Genomic DNA, 18,560 nt, shown 5'->3' on the forward strand with positions numbered 1-18,560 from the left:
TCAGATGTGGACACGCACACTTGTGTGCATGCTGTGCACACGAAAGAATTCGGCCCATGATCGAGGGGGAAGAACTGCACAGCCTCGGCCTGGGGGAGGTCGAGGGACGTGTCTACGAGGCGCTCCTGAGGGAACGCGCAAGCACCGCCGACGAGTTGAGATCCCTGCTGGAAGTCCCCGCTCCGCGCATAGCCGAGGCCCTGACCAGCCTCGAAGCATCAGGTTTCACCATTGAGAAGCAGGACGGAACACCGCAACCGGCGGCCCCGGCCGCCGCGATCCGCACACTCATCCACCGCCGTCAAGCCGAACTCCACAACCAGTCAGCCGAGTTGGAGCAGCTGATGATGTCCGCGGACCGGATCGCGGGACGACTCACGGCCTCTTCGCCGGCCGCCTCCGAGGGCGGCATCGAGATCGTCACCGGACCTCGCCAGATCGGCGAGCGTGCCCAGTCGCTGCTCGCCGGGGCGGAGCAGGAGGTGGTGATACTCGACCGGCCGCCGTACGTGATGGCCGACGAGGACCATCCGGAGCGTCCGCCCGCCCTGGACATCGAGACGCTGCTCGACCGGGGTGTCGTGGTCCGCGCGGTGATCGACCGCGAGGGCCTCTCCTATCCGGGCCGGATGCAGTCACTGGCCGCCCTCGCCGAACGCGGTCTGCGCGCCCGGGTGACCTCCGGCGTCCCGACCAAGCTCATCGGCGTCGACCGCCGGGTGACGATACTGCCCCCCACCGAGTCGGGGGATCCGACCGCCTCCGCCCTGGTGGTGGGCGACACACTGCTCCGCAACGCGCTGCTGCCACTCTTCGAGTCGGTGTGGGAGCGCTCCATACCGCTCAGCGGAACCACCGAGCCGCCCACCGAGACCGACCCCGTTCCAGGCCAGCAGCGGGAACTACTGGGCCTGTTGGCAGCCGGACTCAAGGACGAGGCGATCGCCCGCCGACTCGGCGTCCATGTGCACACCGCCCGCCGCCGGATCTCCCGGCTGCTGGACGCGCTGGACGCGGAGACCCGCTTCCAGGCGGGGGCGCAGGCGTCGGCGAGGGGGTGGCTGGCGTGACGCGGATCACTCGGAGCCGGGCGGATCACCCTGGACAGATCCCGGATCACTGTCCTACCTTCTCTTCCGACGGCATCGCGTGTCGGCCACCGGCTGGGTGGGACATGGAGGTAGCCCGAGAGTGCCCTTTTCTGGAGGCATTCACTCATGGCAGTTCAGCTGAACCACACCATCGTTTTCGCCCGGGACAACCGGGAATCCGCGGAGTTCTTCGCGCACATCTTCGGTCTCGAAGTCGGCCCGCAGTGGGGCCCGTTCATCCAGGTGAAGCTCGACAACGACATCGACCTGGACTTCGCCACCTTCCCCGCGGGGATGGAGATCCTGTCGCAGCACTACGCCTTCCTCGTCTCCGAGGAGGAGTTCGACGGCATCTTCGACCGCATCAAGGCCAAGGGCATCGAGTACTGGGCCGACCCGCACCACAAGCAGCCCGGCGAGATCAACCACAACGACGGCGGCCGTGGAATCTACTTCCCGGACCCGGCGGGCCACGGCCTGGAGGCCATCACCAGGCCTTACGGCAGCGGTAGTTGACCGAACGCCGGAAGTGATCCGGCAGGTGTACGCCGAGGGGCCCCGCGCGATCCACTGCACGGGGCCCCTCGGCGGTCCCTGGCCGGTCCCGGTCGATACCGGCCCGGGACCGGTGGGCACCCGCCAGCTGATCAGCCTTCGAGGAACAACTCCCTTATTTTCGCGCCGAGTTCGAGCGCCTCGGCCGGTTCGCGGGTCGCCTGCTGGAGTTCGACGAAGGCGCCGTCCGCGCCCCACGCCCGTACCGAACGGAGCACCGCGGCGACCTCCTCGGCGGACTGCCCCGGCAGCACATTGACCCGGATCTGCTGGCGCAGCGACTCCGGGTCGCGGCCCGCTTCCTCCGCCGCGCCCCGGGCGATCGACCAGAGTGCCGTGTGGGCGGCGTCCGGCAGGAGGACGCCCGCCCAGCCCGCCGCCCGGCGGCCGATCCGCCGCATCGCGGCCGGGGTGAAACCGCCGAGGAGGACCGGGGGGCCGCCGGGCCGGACCGGGCGGAGGTCCATGTGGGAGCGCGGGACGGTCCACTGCGCGCCCTGGTGCTCGAACGGGTTCTGGGTCCAGATGGCGGCGAGCAGGTCGAGGATCTCGTCCAGGTGCTTGCCGCGCCGGTTCCAGTCCGCGTTGACGGCCGTGTACTCGTCGCGCAGCCAGCCGACGCCGAAGCCGGGTTCCAGTCGGCCGCCGCTGAGCCGGTCCAGCGAGGTGAGGCTGCGGGCCAGCAGCAGCGGCGGGTACCAGGGGGCGTTGAGGGTGCTGGTGCCCAGCCGGGCGCGGGTGGTGGCGGTGGCCGCGACGGTGAGCACGGTCAGCGGGTCCAGGAAGGTCGTGTACGCGCGGGGATACGGGTTCTCCGGCGTGTGGCCGGGATAGACGTCGCTGGGCTCGACCGGGGTGAGCGAGCGGTCGCCGGCCCAGAAGAAGTCGAAGCCGATCTGCTCGGCGTCACGGGCGAAGGGGGCGATAAGGTCCGCGCGGGCGTGGGAGCCGTACTGCGGCAGGGTGATTCCGATGTCCATGCGGATCATGGTGGGCCTGCGGCCGCAACGAAGCGCGGGACTTGCGCGGTGATGCATGCCACATACAACGACTGGGGCCGCAAGGGAACAATTCCCTTACGGCCCCTGCCGGTTGGCCTACCGGCAGGCCGGTCGGACGACCCGCCGGCCCGGGTGGGGTTACGCCGCCACCTGCTCCACCGCCACCCTCGCCGGAGCCAGAGCGATCTCCAGCACCTGGCGGACGTCGGTCACCGGGTGGACCTCCAGCTTTTCGAGGATCTCGGCCGGGACGTCGTCCAGGTCGGCCTCGTTCCGCTTGGGGATGATCACCGTGGTGGTGCCTGCCCGGTGGGCGGCCAGCAGCTTCTGCTTCAGGCCGCCGATGGGCAGTACCCGGCCCGTCAGCGAGACCTCACCGGTCATGGCCACGTCCGTACGGACCAGCCGGCCGGAGAGGAGGGAGGCGAGGGCGGTCGTCAGGGTGATGCCCGCGCTCGGCCCGTCCTTGGGCACCGCGCCCGCCGGGAAGTGGATGTGCACACCCCGGTCCTTCAGGTCGCGCACCGGCAGCTCCAGTTCGGCGCCGTGCGAGCGGAGGAAGGAGAGGGCGATCTGCGCGGACTCCTTCATCACGTCGCCGAGCTGACCGGTGAGGGTCAGCCCCGAACCTCCGGTCTCGGCGTCGGCGAGCGAGGCCTCGACGAAGAGGACGTCGCCGCCCGCGCCGGTGACGGCCAGCCCGGTGGCCACACCCGGTACCGCGGTGCGCCGCTCGGCCGGGTCCTGGGCGGACTCCGGGACGTGGTGCGGGCGGCCGATCAGCTCGCGCAGATCGCCGTCCCGGACGCTGAACGGCAGCTCCCGGTCACCGAGTTCGTGCTGGGCGGCCACCTTGCGGAGCAGCCTGGCGACCGCGCGCTCCAGGTTGCGCACGCCTGCTTCCCTGGTGTACTCGCCGGCCAGCTTGCGCAGCGCGGACTCCTCCAGGGAGACCTCGCCGGGCTCCAGGCCCGCCCGGTCGAGCTGGCGAGGGAGGAGGTGGTCGCGGGCGATGACGACCTTCTCGTCCTCGGTGTAGCCGTCGAGGCGGACCAGTTCCATCCGGTCGAGCAGGGCCTCCGGGATGGCTTCCAGGACGTTGGCCGTGGCGAGGAAGACCACGTCGGAGAGGTCGAGTTCGACCTCCAGGTAGTGGTCGCGGAAGGTGTGGTTCTGTGCGGGGTCGAGGACTTCGAGAAGGGCCGCGGCCGGGTCGCCCCGGTAGTCGGAGCCGACCTTGTCGATCTCGTCGAGCAGGACGACGGGGTTCATGGAGCCCGCCTCCTTGATGGCACGCACGATCCGGCCGGGGAGTGCTCCGACGTACGTACGCCGGTGTCCGCGGATCTCCGCCTCGTCGCGTACGCCGCCGAGCGCGACCCGGACGAACTTGCGGCCCATGGCGTGCGCGACGCTCTCACCGAGCGAGGTCTTTCCGACACCCGGCGGGCCGACCAGTGCGAGCACCGCGCCGCCGCGACGGCCGCCGACCACGCCCAGCCCCCGGTCCGCACGGCGCTTGCGCACCGCCAGGTACTCGGTGATGCGCTCCTTCACGTCGTCCAGGCCGGCGTGCTCGGCGTCGAGGATCTCCTTGGCGCCCCTGATGTCGTAACTGTCCTCGGTGTGCTCGTTCCAGGGCAGCTCCAGGACGGTGTCCAGCCAGGTCCGGATCCACGACCCCTCCGGGGACTGGTCACTGGAACGCTCCAGCTTCTCGACCTCCTTGAGGGCGGCCTCCCGCACCTTCTCGGGCAGGTCGGCGGCCTCCACGCGGGCCCGGTAGTCGTCCGACTCCTCGCCCTCGGCCTCGCCGTTGAGTTCCCTCAGCTCCTTGCGGACGGCGTCGAGCTGCTTGCGCAGCAGGAACTCGCGCTGCTGCTTGTCCACGCCTTCCTGGACGTCCTTGGCGATGGTCTCGGCGACGTCCTGCTCGGCCAGGTGCTCGCTGAGCGCGGCCAGGGCCAGGCGCAGCCGGGCGACCGGGTCGGCGGTCTCCAGGAGTTCGATCTTCTGGGCGGTGGTGAGGAAGGGCGAGTAACCGGAGTTGTCGGCGAGCGCGGAGACGCCCTCGATCTGCTGGACGCGGTCCACGACCTGCCAGGCGCCGCGCTTCTTCAGCCAGGTGGTGGCGAGCGCCTTGTACTCCTTGACCAGCTCGGCGACAGCGCCGGGGAGGGCTGTATTCGAATCGGACACAGTGGGGTCGGACTCGTCCACCCGGACGCCCTCCACCCACAGTGCGGCGCCGGGGCCGGTCGTACCCGCGCCGATGCGGACGCGGCCGCGGGCACGGATGAGCGCGCCGGGGTCGCCGTCGGAAAGGCGGCCGACCTGCTCGACGGTGCCGAGCACGCCGGTGCTCGCGTACGTCCCGTCGATGCGTGGAACAAGGAGTACCTGCGGCTTGCTGCTACTGGAGTGCGCGGCGGCCTGTGCGGCCTCCACCGCAGCCCGTACGTCGGTGTCGGACAGGTCCAGCGGCACCACCATTCCGGGCAGCACGACCTCGTCGTCGAGCGGCAGCACGGGCAGGGTGAGCGGTGTGGACGTCGATGCCATGATCTCCCCTTGGGCAGTGAAGTTGAGCTATACCGACTCAATGCATGTGAGCCTCCTGGTGTTCCCGAACCCGCCCCGATTCGTGTTCGCTGTGAGCGATCAGGGATCGACGGGGGCGCATGAGGTTCGATGTAATAGACGAACAGCAGTACTGACTATTACTTCTACCGGACTTCCGCAGTCCACAGGGGATGCACCATGGCCTTCGCCACCGTCGACGACGCCGCCCACGCCTGGGTCCACTGCTGGGCGCTCTCGCGCGCCACCGCCGATCCGGTGCCGCAGCCGTGGGGCGTGAGCATCGACATCGGGTTGCCGCAGGCGGTCACCCGGCACGTCCTCTTCGACGGCCACGCCTCCGAGGAGGCGACGGTGCGCAAGCTGCTGCGCGCGGACACGGCCCCGGGGACCTGGATCAAGTGCGTGCAGGCGCCGGAGGTGCTGGCGCCGTACATGGTGGAGGGCTGGGAGTACGACGCGCCCGGGCACGTGATGACGCTCCCGCTGCCCCCGAAGGCGGCCGTCCCGGACGTCCCGACGGGCTTCACCCGCCGGATCTGGACCCGCGGAGGCCTGACCAAGGTGCTGATCCTCGCCGCCGACGGAAGCCTGGGCGTGCGCGGCCAGGTCGCGGTCGTCGGGCGGACGGCGGGCATCGACCAGGTGGAGACGAACAAGGTGCATCAGCGCAAAGGGCTGGGGACGCTGGTGATGCGGACGTTGCAGGCGTGCGCGGCGGAGCAGGGGGCAAAGGACTGCGTGCTGGGGGCGTCGGACGAGGGCCGGGCGCTCTACACCACGCTCGGCTGGGAAACAGTGTCGCCGCTGACCGGGGTCTTCCGTACGGTCCCGGACGGCACCCCCTAGGCACGGGGAACCGCGAAGTGCGCGGATACGTCAAGGAGTTGTCGCACCTACTGGTGCGGTACGGACGGCACACGACGGGAGCAACATGCGACGCGGACGTGGTGGACGTGGTGGACGTGGTGGACGTGGTGCAGCGATAGCGGCGGCGGTCCTGTGTACGGGGCTGCTGATGGCCGGATGCGGGCAGGGCGGGGGTGCCGAGGCGGGCAAGTCGCCCGGTGGTGGCGACACTTCGTCGCGGGAGGAGAGCCGTACGCCCTCGGCGCCTCCCACCTCACAGCCCCCCTCCACCCCACCCGCCACTCCCCCCGCACCCTCGTCCCCACCCACCAACTCCCTCCCCCCACAGGGCGAACGCCTCGTTTCCGCCACCGCCACCGGCGGCATCGACGGCCGGTTCCGCAGTGTCCTGGTGAACGGTGACGGCACGTACACCACCCTCGACCGCAAGAAGGCCCCGAAGAAGGGGCGGATGGGCAAGGCCGAGCTGGCCGAACTCCGTGACGCCCTCGCGGACTCCGGCTTCGCGCGGCTGCCCCGGGTGTCGATGGCCGACCCGCCCGTGAGGGACGGCATCACCACCGCGGTGATCTACCAGGGCCGTGAGGTCGCCACCGACGGCATGAAGAAGATCCCCGAGCTGGACCGGGTGATCGCGGCGCTGCCCGGGCTCAACTGACGTACACATCAAGCCACTCCCGCCCTCTCATCGGATAAACCTTTCGCACACCAAGATCGCTGCATCGAATTAACTCAACGGCCTCTCCGGGCGATCCGGGGGCACCGGCGGCTAGCGTTCCCGTGGATCTGGACGGATTCCACGTCATTCGCACCCTCTGCCCCTGCCCTCCTCCCGAAGGAGCACCCGCCCGATGACCGTTGAGACCGGCCAGGAGACTCAGGAGGCCCGGGCCGCGCTGCCCGCGCAGTCCAGTCTGAGTACCGCGGCCGCCCGGAATCTCGCCCACACGGCCAAGTCCGCGCCACTGATGCAGGAGATCACCTCGCGGTGGCTGCTGCGGATGCTGCCCTGGGTGGAGACCACGGGCGGCACCTACCGGGTGAACCGCCGGCTGAACTACACCGTCGGCGACGGCCGCATCGAGTTCTTCCAGGACGGCGGCGACGTCCGGGTGGTCCCCCGCGAGCTGGGCGAACTCGCCCTGCTGCGCGGCTTCGAGGACGACGGGGTACTGACCGCGCTGGCCGACCGGTGCGTGCAGCGGGACTTCCGGGCCGGTGAGGTGCTGGTCGAACGGGGCACGCCGCAGGAGCAGTTGCAGCTGATCGCGCACGGCCGGATCAGCCGGACCTCGCTCGGCAAGTACGGCGAGGAGACCGGCGTCTGCGTGCTCGCGGACGGCGCGCACTTCGGCGCCGACGCCCTGCTGGGCACCGACCCCCTGTGGGACGCCACCGCCACCGCCGAGACCTCCGGCACGCTGCTCACCCTGTCCCGGTCGGACTTCGACGACGTAACCGGGCAGTCACCCGCCCTGCGGGCGCACCTGGCGCGGTTCGCCGAGCGCGGGCAGCGCGGGCAGACCAAGCACGGCGAGGCCGAGATCCCGATGTCGGCCGGACATGTCGGGGAAGCCCGGATCCCCGGCGCCTTCGTCGACTACGAGCTGCGCCCGCGCGAGTACGAACTCTCCGTCGCGCAGACCATCCTGCGCGTCCACTCCAGGGTCGCCGACCTCTACAACGGGCCGATGAACCAGACCGAGGAGCAACTGCGCCTCACCATCGAGGCGCTGCGGGAGCGCCAGGAGTACGAGCTGGTCAACAACCGCGAGTTCGGGCTCCTGCACAACGCGGACTTCAAGCAGCGGATCGAGACCCACAGCGGCTCGCCCACCCCGGACGACCTCGACGATCTGCTCTGCCGCAGGCGCGGCACCAAGCTCTTCCTCGCCCATCCGCTGACGATCGCGGCCATCGGGCGCGGCTTCAACGCGTACGGGCTCTACCCGGACCACGTCGACCTCGGCGGCCAGCAGGTTCCGGCCTGGCGGGGGGTGCCGATCCTGCCCTGCAACAAGATCCCGATCAGCAAGGAGGGCACCAGCTCGATCCTCGCCATGCGTACCGGCGAGGACAGCCAGGGGGTGATCGGGCTGCGGCAGACCGGGCTGCCGGAGGAGCACGAACCGGGGCTCTCGGTGCGGTTCATGGGGATGAGCGAACAGGCGGTCATCTCGTATCTGGTGACCACGTACTACTCCGCCGCCGTACTGCTGCCGGATGCGCTGGGTGTGCTGGAGAACGTGCAGATCTTCCGCAGGCGGAGCAGCTAGCGGGCAGGTCGGCCGGCCAGTCGCCCGGCCGGCTGTCCGGCCCGTGTCTGCCGTACGGCGCCGGGCCGGCCCTCCCTGCCCCAACCCACCGCGCAACGCTAGGAGTTACGCATGTCCGATGCCGGGCCCACGCTGCCCCGGACGAGCCCGCCCCCCGTGCCTCCGCAGTCGCCCCCGCATCTGGAGCGCCTGCTGCGCGGCCCCAGTGGGCTGGGCACCAGCGGACTGCGGATGGAACTGGGCGGCGTACCGGAGAAGGAGCCATCCGCGCCGGTGCCGCTACCCGAGGTGCCGGAGCCGGACACGGAGGAGGGGACCGCCATCCCCGGGCTCTACCACCACCCCGTACTGCCGCCCGACGAGGCGCGGGTGGCGGAGGTCGGGCGCCGGATCAAGGCGTGGGCGGTGGACGAGGTACAGGCGGTTCCGGCCCAGTGGCAGGACCAGTTCGACGGCTTCTCCGTCGGGAAGTACATGGTGGCCTGCCACCCGGACGCGCCCAGCGTCGACCACCTGATGATCGCCACCCGGCTGATGGTCGCGGAGAACGCGCTGGACGACTGCTACTGCGAGGACCACGGCGGCTCCCCCGTCGGCCTCGGCAGCCGGCTGCTGCTCGCGCACACCGCTCTCGACCCGCTGCACACCACGAAGGAGTACGCACCCCCATGGGTCGAGTCACTCGGGTCGGACGCGCCCCGCCGTGCGTACCACTCGGCCATGACGTACTTCCTCAAGGACGCCAGCGCCGCCCAGGCGGACCGGTACCGGCATGACATGGCGCGGCTGCACCTGGGCTATCTCGCCGAGGCGGCGTGGTCCCAGGAGGACCACGTGCCGGAGGTGTGGGAATACCTGGCGATGCGTCAGTTCAACAACTTCCGTCCGTGCCCCACCATCACCGACACCGTCGGCGGATACGAGCTGCCCGCCCACCTCCACGCGCGCCCGGACACCCAGCGGGTCATCGCACTGGCCGGGAACGCCACCACCCTCGTCAACGACCTCTACTCCTACACCAAGGAACTCGCCGCGCCGGGACGCCACTTGAACCTCCCGGTGGTGATCGCCGAACGCGAGGGGATGTCCGACAGGGACGCCTACCTCAAGGCGATCGAGGTCCACAACGACCTGATGCACACCTTCGAGTCCGAGGCCGCCTCGCTGGCCGCCGCCTGCCCCGTACCGAGCCTGCTGCGCTTCCTGAGGGGCGTGGCCGTCTGGGTCGACGGCAACCACTACTGGCACCGGACCAACACCTTCCGCTACAGCCTGCCCGACTTCTGGTAAGGGAGCCACACCACTGTGACCAGCACCGACATCGCCACCGGCACCACCGTCCCGTCGCCCGCCTCGCCCTATCAGGGCGACATCGCCCGCTACTGGGACCAGGAAGCCAGGCCCGTCAACCTGCGCCTCGGCGACGTCGACGGGCTGTACCACCACCACTACGGTATCGGCGACATCGACCACGAGTCGCTCGGCGACTCCCAGGACAGCGAGTACGAGAAGCGGCTGATCGCCGAACTCCACCGGCTGGAGTCGGCCCAGTCCGAGGTCCTGCTCGACCACCTCGGCGCCGTCGGCCGCGAGGACACGGTCGTCGACGCGGGCTGCGGACGCGGCGGCTCCTCCGTCATGGCCCACCAGCGCTTCGGCTGCCGCGCAGAGGGCGTCACCCTCTCCGCCAAGCAGGCCGAGTTCGGCAACCGCCGGGCCCGGGAGCTCGGTATCCAGGACCACGTCCGCGCCCAGGTCTGCAACATGCTCGACATGCCCTTCGAGACGGGCACCGCCACCGCCTCCTGGAACAACGAGTCGACCATGTACGTCGACCTCGACGACCTCTTCGCCGAGCACTCCCGCGTCCTGAAGCGCGGCGGCCGCTATGTCACCATCACCGGCTGCTGGAACCCGCGTTACGGCCAGCCCTCCAAGTGGGTCTCCCAGATCAACGCCCACTTCGAGTGCAACATCCACTCCCGTCGCGAGTACCTCAAGGCGATGGCCGACAACCGCCTGGTCCCGCAGGCCGTCATCGACCTCACCCCCGACACCCTCCCCTACTGGGAGCTGCGCGCCACGTCCTCCCTGGTCACCGGCATCGAGGAGGCCTTCATCAACTCCTACCGGGACGGCTCCTTCCAGTACGTGCTGATCGCGGCGGACCGGGTCTGAGACCGGGGGTTTCGACGCAGGCTGCGAAACGGGCGGGGCCCGCACCGGACCGGTGCGGGCCCCGCCTGCTTCCCCTCGTGCGGGCCCTGCCTGCTTCCCCTCGTGCGGGCTCTATGCGGCGCGAATGATCTCCGTCAGACGGTTCGCCGTGGCGAAGTCCGCGCTCAGCACGTTCTTGGTGATCGCCCAGGAGGTGCCGGTGGCGGTGTCGGCGCCGGCCCAGCTGCCGCCCGCGCCACCCATGCCGAAGACGGTTCCGGCACCCTCCGTGGCGCCGTCGGGAAGGCCGATGCTGTAGCCGAGGCCCCAGCGGGACTCGTTGCCGAAGACCTGGTCGGTGCCGCCGGCGGTGAGGGTGGTGGCTTCGCGGGTACGGTCCGGGGACAGCAGGCGTACACCGTCGACCTCGTCGAGCAGCGCGGCGTACATCCGGGCGATCGCGCGCGCCGAGGTCTTGGCACCGGCGGGGATGTCGGCGGCCAGTACGTCGGGGCGGTTGCCGAAGTCGGCGGACGGGAAGAGGTGCACCGGCGAGGCCTTCAGCATGGGCATGTCCTCGGGAAGCTGACTCATGTCGAAGTCGCCGGACGGGCCGTCCTCCAGGCGGGCGAGACGCAGCTGCTCGGCCTCGGGCATCCCGAACCACAGCTCGTCGGCGACCCCGAGCGGAGCCGTGATCTCCTCGCGGAGCACCTGTCCGATGCCACGGCCGGTGGCCCGGCGCACCAGCTCACCGACCAGGTATCCGAAGGTGTAGGCGTGGTATCCGACGGCGGTGCCGGGCGCCCACCACGGCTCACAGGCGGCGATGCCCGCGCACATGGTGTCCCAGTCGCAGACGTCGGCGACGGTGGTTCCGGCCGGGACGCCGGGGACACCGGCGGAGTGCGTGAGGATGTGCCGCAGCGTGACCTCCCCCTTGCCGTGGGCCCCGAACTCGGGCCACAGCTCGACCACCCGGGTGTCGTACCCGGCCGGCCCGAACCATCCGCGCTCCACGCCCACATGGGCGACGGTCGCGGTGGCGCCCTTCCCGATCGAGAAGTTGTAGAAGGGCGTGCCCGGAAGAACCTCGCGGCCGGTCTCCGGGTCGGCGACCCCCGCGACCACCTCGGCGAGCGGCCGCCCGTGCCGGTAGACGGACACCTGGACACCGCGCTCGGCACCCGACTCCACCAGCTCGTCGACGGCGTGCTGAAGCTGCTTCTGGATGTACGACACGGGAAGAGCCCTCCGTAGGTCCGACTGTCACCCGTACGACCTCGCGGAGGGCGCGAACTCATCGGTGGATCATGCGAGACGTACGTCACACTCCGGGCGCCCCGGAGGGCGCTGGAGGGCGGCGGGCGCTAGAGGTACGAGGGTGCCGCCCGACGCGCCTTCCAGCGGCGCACCAGCGGCCAGGTCGCCAGCCCCAGACACAGCGCCAGCGGGTGTCCGAGTGCGGTCAGCGGGTCGGCGTACGCGATCAGGTCCTGGAGGAGTACGAGGGCGACGGCGCCCAGCAGTCCCCAGCGCAGCCACGGCAGTCGCAGCACCCCGGCGAGTGCGCCGACGCACGCCATCAGACCGAAGCTGATGCCGAAGTCGAGGCGGTGCAGGGAGGTTTCCGGGAGGTGCCCCGTCCAGACGGCGATGCCGACCGGGATCTCGGTGACGAGGGAGGCGACCACATGCCCGAAGACGAAGACCCCTGCGGTACGCAGCCCCCCGATGCGGCGCTCCAGCGCGGTGAGCACGACCAGGAAGCCGAGGGCGTACGGGGAGGCCAGGCCGCCCGCCACCCAGAGGGCGCTGCCGACCAGGGCGAGGACGGGGGTGCTGGTGAGGTGCGCGACATCGGTACTGGAGGCGCGGAGGATCGCGTTGACGGTGGCCGGGTCGCCGAGCTGCGCGTAGAGCGAGGTGGCGACCAGCACCAGGGCGTAACAGAAGGTGAAGGGGGTGCCGGTGGGGGTCGGCAGCAGATGCCAGAGGTGCCAGCGCCTGGGCGGCGGGCCTTGGGGGTGGGCGCCGGGGTCGTTGCGCGCACCCAGGGCGCCCGGGGTGGTGGAGGTGCCCGGGGTGGTGGGGACGCCCGGGGTGGTGGAGGTGCCCGGGGTGGTGGAGGTGCCCGGGGCCGTGGCGTGCGTGCCGGGGGTGTTGTGGTCCGGGGCAGTGGTGGCCGCACGGCCAGAGCGGGCGGCCACCGTGCCGGGACGGGCGCGATCCGGCACGGCGTCGGAGGCAACGCCCCCGCGAGGGGTGGAAGCGTCCGGGGCGACGGGGGCCGGGGCGGTGCGGGCCGGGGCGGGTCCGCGTGCGGTGAGGGGAAGCGTGCCGTTGGGCGTCGCGGTGCGCCGGCCCGGCAGGAAGCAGGGGGGCGCGGCGGTGGTCATGGCCGGCCGGCCGGGCCGGCCGGTGTTCGTGGCGCGGTGCACTGCGTGAGGCCCCATTCCCCCGGCCGTCGCACCCGGAGGCGTGCGGCCGGAATCGTCAAGCCACGCCCGTGTCCCTCGGCCGCGTCTTTCGCGTTCGTTCGCGTGTTGCTGCTGGAGCGGAGAGGGCCTCCGGTCCGGGACGCCGCCCCGGTCCGCGAACTCCTCCTGATGCAGACAACGCTCACCTTCCCCGCACGGATCCCGGCACGTCTATGACTCACCTCACATTGATACCGTGCGAGGCAACCTTCACAGGTGCGAGGGCGTCAGGGGGCGGGAATCGACAACCCTCACGCGGAGCCCGGCGCCCCCGCCGACGGCAACCCGCTCCCGTCGACCGTGATGTGCCGCAGTGTGCGGTCCAGGTAGGCCCGCAGCAGGGCCGGCATGTCCAGCGCGGACGCGTCCAGCGCCCACTGGAACTGGAGTCCGTCCATCACCGCGATCTGCTCCTGCGCGAAGGCCGTCACATCGACGTCCGGGCGGACCTCGCCCCGGTCGGCCCCGGCCCGCAGCACCCCCACCGTGTGGGCGAGGACCCGGTCGTACCGGGCACGGAAGTACGCGTGGGCGGGGTGCCCCTGGTTGCCCGCCTCGCCGACCAGGACGTTGAACATCCGGACCAGGCCGGGGCGCCGGGTGTTGGACTCGGCGAGGCGGACGACCGCCTCCATGCCCTCGGCGACCGTGTCGGGGTCGGTCGCGAAGAGCTGCTCGATGTCGTGCTGCTCGCTCTGTGCGAGGACGGAGAGGAGCAGGTCCTCCTTGCTGCGGAAGTGGTGCAGCAGTCCGCCCTGGGTGATCTCGCAGTCGTGGGCGATCCGGGCCATCGAGGAGGCGTGGAAGCCCCACTGGGCGAAGTGCTCGATGGCCGTGTCGAGGATCTGCTGACGGCGCGCCTCGCCCACGGCGTAGCTGCCCCGACCTGCGCTCTTTCGGGTCGTGCGGCCCGTGCTCGCTGTCATGGAGCCACCCTAGGACGACCCCGCGCGCGCCCGCCTCCGGGTGTGATCCACGCAACACAACGGAAACCTAGTGGGTACTCGGTTTTCGGGTTTAGCTTGTGCTCGCAGGTCGGCACCGAGGCCGACGGCACCCCCTCCCCCCGGAGTTCACGATGGTCATCGACCGCAACGAGGCGACTTCAGGCGCGTCAGTGACACGTGTCACTAATGCCCCTCGCTCCCTCGTCGTCGGACTGGCCCTCGCCCAGCTCGGGCTGTATCTGACCGTCCTCACCCCGGTCATCGTGACGCTGGCCCTGCGCATCGCGCAGCTGGTCCCGGAGAGCGAACGCGGGGCGAGCCTGGGCCTGGTGCTCTCCGTCGGGGCGATCCTCGCGATGCTCGGCAACCCGCTCTTCGGTGCCCTCTCCGACCGCACCACCAGCCGCTTCGGCCGCCGTCGGCCCTGGCTGCTGGGCGGGATGGCGGTGGCGCTGGCCGGGCTGACGGTGGTCGCGCTCGGCGACTCCGTACCGGTGCTCACCCTCGGCTGGGCGGTGTGCCAGCTCGGCTGCAACGCGGCGCTCTGTGCCCTCGCCTCCTGCCTTCCGGACCTGATTCCGGAACATCAGCGGGGCCGGGTGTCCGGCTTCGTCGGGATGATGATCTCGGTGGCGATGGTGCTGGGGTCGTTCCTGGCGCAGCTCTTCCACGGGTCGCTGCTGCCGGCGTTCCTGGTACCCGGGCTGATCGGGCTGGCGTCGGTGACGTATCTGGCGCTGGTGATGAAGGACCGGCCGGCCGCGCCGGGCGCGTTCCCTCCGTACCGCACGAAGGACTTCCTCGGGTCCTTCTGGATCGACCCGCGCAAGCACCCGGACTTCGCCCGGTACTTCAGCAGCCGCGTCATGATCTTCGTGGCGGACTCCTGTGTGACCAGCTATCAGGTGTACTTCCTGATGGACCGGCTCGGCTTCGGCCGCGGCGAGGTCGCGGCGAAGATGTTCACCGGGACGCTGATCATGGTCGGCGCGACGGTGGCGGGGTCACTGCTCGGCGGGGCGCTCTCCGACCGCAGTGGGAAGCGCAAGCCGTTCGTGCTGGCTTCGGCGGTACTGGTGGCCGTGGCGCTCGGGACCATGGCGTTCACCGCGTCGTACGGGACGTTCCTGCTGGCCATGGCGGTGTTCGGGTTCGGCGAGGGGCTGTATCTGTCGGTGGACATGGCGCTGGCCGCCAAGGTGCTGCCCGATCCGGAGAGTTCGGCCCAGGGGATGGGCGTGCTCAATATCGCGATCGCCTTCCCGCAGTCGCTGGTGCCGATGGTGGCGCCGTTCATCCTCGCGATCGGCGCGGGCTCGGCCGACGGCGGCCAGAACTACGGGGCGCTGTTCCTGTTCGGCGGGCTCTGCGCGGCGGGCGGCGCGATCGCCTCCCGGTTCATCAGGTCCACGGCGTAACCGGTCCCGCAGCCCTCAACTTCCCTCCCCCTCACCCCTCTTCACCTCCCAGGAGCGTCGACCATGCACCCCTACCAGGACCCCAGCCTCACCGCCGACCAGCGCGTCGACGACCTGCTCCCCCGCATGACGCTGGAGGAGAAGGCCGGCCAGATGTTCCACGACATGCTGATGATGAACGCGGACGGCACGCTGGTCACCGAGACCGACGGCTCGATGCTGCCGTACACCACCCCGGAGATGATCGAGGGCAAGCACCTCACCCACTTCAACCTCCTGGGCACCTACGGAGCGCGCGAGATGGCGAGGTGGGCCAACGCGGTCCAGGAGATGGCCGCCAGCACCCGCCTCGGCATCCCGGTCTCCCTCTCCACCGACCCGCGCCACTCCTTCACCGACAACGTCGGCGCCTCCTTCAACGCCGGCGCCTTCTCCGCCTGGCCGGAGCCGCTCGGTCTCGCCGCGATCAACGACCCGGCACTGGTCGAGGAGTTCGCGGACATCGCCCGCCGCGAGTACCTCTCGGTCGGCTTCCGGGTCGCCCTGCACCCCCAGATCGACCTGGCCACCGAGCCCCGCTGGTCCCGCCAGAACGGCACCTTCGGCTCGGACGCCAAGGTGACGGCCGAGCTGGTCCAGGCGTACGTGCGCGGCCTCCAGGGCGAGCGGCTCGGCCCGGACTCGGTCGCCACCATGGTCAAGCACTTCCCCGGCGGCGGCCCGCAGAAGGACGGCGAGGACCCGCACTTCGCGCACGGCAAGGAGCAGGTGTACCCGGGCGGGATGCGCGAGCACCACCTGGAGCCGTTCAAGGCGGCCATCGCGGCCGGTGCGTCGCAGATGATGCCGTACTACGGGCAGCCGGTCGGCACCGACTGGGAAGAGGTCGGTTTCGGCTTCAACAAGGGTGTCGTGCAGGGGCTGTTGAGGGATCAGCTGGGCTTCGAGGGCATCGTCTGCACCGACTGGGGCCTGCTCAGCGAGTCGCAGATCTTCGGTGAGCCGCACCCGGCCCGCGCCTGGGGCGTCGAGCACCTGTCCCGCCCGGAGCTGGCGGCCAGATCGATCGAGGCGGGCTGCGACCAGTTCGGCGGCGAGGCCTGCCCCGAGGTGATCGTGGAGCTGGTGCGCGAAGGGAAGATCTCCGAGGAGCGGATCGACCTCTCGGTGCGCCGCATCCTTACGGAGAAGTTCGTGCTCGGTCTCTTCGAGCGGCGTTACGTCGATGTGGACCTGGCCGCCGAGACGGTCGGCCGCGCCGACTTCAAGGCCGCCGGAGCGGCCGCCCAGCGCCGCTCGCTGACCGTCCTGTCCAACCGTGCGTCGGCACTCCCCCTCTCCGGGCGGCCGAAGCTCTACGTCGAGAACGTGGACGCCGCCGTCGCCGCCGAGTACGGCGAGGTCGTCGCCACCCCGGCCGGGGCGGACTTCGCGGTGATCCGGCTGCGGACGCCCTACGAGGAGCGCGCCAACAGGTTCGAGTCGTTCTTCCACTCCGGCACGCTGGCCTTCGAGGGTGACGAACTGGCACGCATCGTAGCCCTGTTGGAGTCGGTGCCCACCCTGGTCGGCATCAACCTGGAGCGGGCCGCGGTGATCCCCGAGATCGCCGAGCACGCCGCCGCCGTGATCGCCGACTTCGGCGCGAGCGACGCGGCCCTCCTGGACGTGGCCTTCGGACGGGCCAGGGCCGAGGGGCGGCTGCCCTTCGAGCTGCCGCGCTCGATGGCCGCCGTCGAGGCCGCCCGCCCGGACGTGCCGAACGACACCGAGAACCCGGTCTTCGCCTACGGCCACGGCCTGGAGATCTGACCGGACGCTTCTCCCACCAGACCGCGCGGGGTTCCTGAACAGTCCCGCGCCGGGCCCGTCGCCACAGGCGGGCCCAGGTCCGGGGCCCGCCTGTGGGGGGCCGGGTCCCGGGCCCTTTCTTGTGCGCGTACGCCCTCCACGCCGCCGCTCGCGCGCTGTCCCCTTTCCGCGCGGGCCGGACCTCCACCCCGTACCCCTGCCTGGAAGGGACCGCCATCCCATGCGTTCCGCACGTCGCACTCTCCTCGCACTGACCACCGCGGGCCTCGTCGTCACCGGCCTCGGCGCCACCGGCGCACCGAAGGAAGCGGCGCCCGCCGCGACCTCCTCCGCCAAGCACCCCGGGAAGCCCGGGAAGCCCGGCAGCCCCACCGGGCCCGCCAAGCCGCTCGCCGGAATGCGCGTCCTGATCTCCAACGACGACGGCATGCAGGCCGCCAAGCCCTCGAACTCCGACGGCCTCGGCCTCTACGAGCTGCGCCGCGCCATGTGTGACGCGGGCGCGGACGTCGTCGTGATGGCCCCCTGGCAGGTCCAGTCCGGGAAGGGCACCGCCGTCACCAACGGCGGCGTACTGACCGCGCAGCAGCGCACCACGCTGCCCGCGGGTTACGAGAAGGACTGCGCCGGGACCCCGTCCGGCTCCCCCGTCTTCGGGGTGTGCCTGGCCGAAGGACCGTGCGGCAAGGACACCCCGTCGGCCACCCCGGCCGACACCGTGAAGCTGGCGCTGCGCGGTGGGCTGAAGGCCAAGGCGGGCTGGACCGAGGACCCGGACGTGGTGCTGACCGGCATCAACTCCGGGCCCAACGTCGCCGCCAGCGTGAACGACTCCGGCACGGTGGGTGCCGCCGTGGCCGCCATCGACCAGGAGGTCCCGGCGGTGGCGTTCAGCGCGGAGGGGGACGCCGGCAACACCGCCTTCCCGGTGGCGACGTACCGCAAGGAGGCGGAGTTCGGGGCGAGGTTCCTCGCCGGGATGCGCCACCACCGGCTGCTCACCGGCAAGTTCGCGGTCAAGGTCGACTACCCGGACACCACCAACGGCGAGCCGACCAGGGCCCCGGTCTGGACCCGCGTCGGCAACGGTGCGGCCGTCTTCCACGACTACGCGCAGAAGAACAACGGCGACTCCTTCGACATCACCCTCGGCCTCTGCGTGGGCAAGCCGCAGACCGGCGGCGAGTGCGACGAGTCCCGCGCGGACGCCGACCAGACCTGGCTGCTCGACCGGAACCACATCACCGTCGCGCCGATCACCTGGGACCGGACGTACGGCACCTCCGTCGACGGCCGGCGTGAGCTGCGCGAGCTGGAGAACTACGTGAAGCACGGCGCCCCGCGCGCCTGACGACCCCCTCGGTGCGGGGCCG

Annotated in this window: 16 protein-coding genes; 11 read left to right on the top strand and 5 right to left on the bottom strand. The window is 71.0% G+C overall.

Annotated elements, in window-relative coordinates:
- The first annotated feature begins 56 nt into the window (after positions 1 to 56).
- The gene (locus ACIA73_RS05275; RefSeq protein ID WP_399436937.1) at positions 57 to 1,070 is read left to right on the top strand and encodes a helix-turn-helix domain-containing protein; all 1,014 of its coding nucleotides are present in this window, start codon (positions 57 to 59) and stop codon (positions 1,068 to 1,070) included.
- A 147-nt stretch (positions 1,071 to 1,217) separates the two neighbouring features.
- Positions 1,218 to 1,607 carry a VOC family protein gene (locus tag ACIA73_RS05280; protein ID WP_399436938.1) on the top strand — a complete coding sequence of 130 codons (390 nt, stop codon included), beginning with the start codon at positions 1,218 to 1,220 and terminating at the stop codon, positions 1,605 to 1,607.
- A 131-nt stretch (positions 1,608 to 1,738) separates the two neighbouring features.
- Here the strand turns inward: ACIA73_RS05280 and ACIA73_RS05285 are convergent, their stop codons facing one another.
- Both ACIA73_RS05285 and lon read right to left on the bottom strand, forming a co-directional pair.
- Positions 1,739 to 2,626, bottom strand: coding sequence for a TIGR03619 family F420-dependent LLM class oxidoreductase (locus ACIA73_RS05285; protein WP_399436939.1), 888 nt, complete (start codon positions 2,624 to 2,626; stop codon positions 1,739 to 1,741).
- 159 nt (positions 2,627 to 2,785) lie between these two features.
- Positions 2,786 to 5,209 carry an endopeptidase La gene (gene lon, locus ACIA73_RS05290; protein ID WP_399436940.1) on the bottom strand — a complete coding sequence of 808 codons (2,424 nt, stop codon included), beginning with the start codon at positions 5,207 to 5,209 and terminating at the stop codon, positions 2,786 to 2,788.
- A gap of 198 nt (positions 5,210 to 5,407) precedes the next feature.
- Between lon and ACIA73_RS05295 the strand changes: the two genes are divergently transcribed.
- From ACIA73_RS05295 to ACIA73_RS05320, 6 genes are all read left to right on the top strand, one after another.
- Positions 5,408 to 6,076 (top strand): GNAT family N-acetyltransferase, encoded by a 669-nt coding sequence (locus tag ACIA73_RS05295; protein WP_399436941.1) that lies wholly within the window; start codon positions 5,408 to 5,410, stop codon positions 6,074 to 6,076.
- A 17-nt stretch (positions 6,077 to 6,093) separates the two neighbouring features.
- A complete protein-coding gene (locus ACIA73_RS05300) occupies positions 6,094 to 6,216 on the top strand; it encodes a hypothetical protein (RefSeq protein WP_399436942.1) in 123 nt (40 codons plus the stop codon).
- 29 nt (positions 6,217 to 6,245) lie between these two features.
- The gene (locus ACIA73_RS05305) at positions 6,246 to 6,755 is read left to right on the top strand and encodes a hypothetical protein (RefSeq protein WP_399436943.1); all 510 of its coding nucleotides are present in this window, start codon (positions 6,246 to 6,248) and stop codon (positions 6,753 to 6,755) included.
- A gap of 193 nt (positions 6,756 to 6,948) precedes the next feature.
- On the top strand, positions 6,949 to 8,373 hold the full coding sequence (locus ACIA73_RS05310) for a family 2B encapsulin nanocompartment shell protein (protein ID WP_399436944.1): 1,425 nt from the start codon (positions 6,949 to 6,951) through the stop codon (positions 8,371 to 8,373).
- Positions 8,374 to 8,484: 111 nt separating this feature from the next.
- Positions 8,485 to 9,663, top strand: coding sequence for a family 2 encapsulin nanocompartment cargo protein terpene cyclase (locus tag ACIA73_RS05315; protein ID WP_399436945.1), 1,179 nt, complete (start codon positions 8,485 to 8,487; stop codon positions 9,661 to 9,663).
- 15 nt (positions 9,664 to 9,678) lie between these two features.
- The gene (locus ACIA73_RS05320; RefSeq protein WP_399436946.1) at positions 9,679 to 10,551 is read left to right on the top strand and encodes a geranyl diphosphate 2-C-methyltransferase; all 873 of its coding nucleotides are present in this window, start codon (positions 9,679 to 9,681) and stop codon (positions 10,549 to 10,551) included.
- A gap of 111 nt (positions 10,552 to 10,662) precedes the next feature.
- Here ACIA73_RS05320 and ACIA73_RS05325 read toward each other — a convergent pair whose 3' ends face one another.
- The 3 genes from ACIA73_RS05325 to ACIA73_RS05335 all read right to left on the bottom strand — a co-directional run bounded on the left by ACIA73_RS05325 (position 10,663) and on the right by ACIA73_RS05335 (position 13,936).
- Positions 10,663 to 11,772, bottom strand: a complete 1,110-nt coding sequence (locus tag ACIA73_RS05325) for a serine hydrolase domain-containing protein (protein WP_399436947.1) — start codon at positions 11,770 to 11,772, stop codon at positions 10,663 to 10,665.
- 128 nt (positions 11,773 to 11,900) lie between these two features.
- The gene (locus ACIA73_RS05330; protein ID WP_399436948.1) at positions 11,901 to 12,971 is read right to left on the bottom strand and encodes a rhomboid-like protein; all 1,071 of its coding nucleotides are present in this window, start codon (positions 12,969 to 12,971) and stop codon (positions 11,901 to 11,903) included.
- Positions 12,972 to 13,261: 290 nt separating this feature from the next.
- On the bottom strand, positions 13,262 to 13,936 hold the full coding sequence (locus ACIA73_RS05335; RefSeq protein WP_399436949.1) for a TetR/AcrR family transcriptional regulator: 675 nt from the start codon (positions 13,934 to 13,936) through the stop codon (positions 13,262 to 13,264).
- 191 nt (positions 13,937 to 14,127) lie between these two features.
- Here ACIA73_RS05335 and ACIA73_RS05340 point away from each other — a divergent pair, with 191 nt between their 5' ends.
- From ACIA73_RS05340 to surE, 3 genes are all read left to right on the top strand, one after another.
- Positions 14,128 to 15,375, top strand: coding sequence for an MFS transporter (locus ACIA73_RS05340; protein WP_399436950.1), 1,248 nt, complete (start codon positions 14,128 to 14,130; stop codon positions 15,373 to 15,375).
- A gap of 63 nt (positions 15,376 to 15,438) precedes the next feature.
- Entirely contained in the window at positions 15,439 to 17,187 is a 1,749-nt protein-coding gene (locus ACIA73_RS05345; RefSeq protein WP_399436951.1) for a glycoside hydrolase family 3 protein, read from the top strand.
- Positions 17,188 to 17,407: 220 nt separating this feature from the next.
- Positions 17,408 to 18,538 (top strand): 5'/3'-nucleotidase SurE, encoded by a 1,131-nt coding sequence (surE, locus tag ACIA73_RS05350; RefSeq protein WP_399436952.1) that lies wholly within the window; start codon positions 17,408 to 17,410, stop codon positions 18,536 to 18,538.
- Positions 18,539 to 18,560: the final 22 nt, after the last annotated feature.

It is taken from the genome of Streptomyces sp. NPDC051561 (assembly GCF_044454195.1).
In the GTDB taxonomy this organism is placed as follows: domain Bacteria; phylum Actinomycetota; class Actinomycetes; order Streptomycetales; family Streptomycetaceae; genus Streptomyces.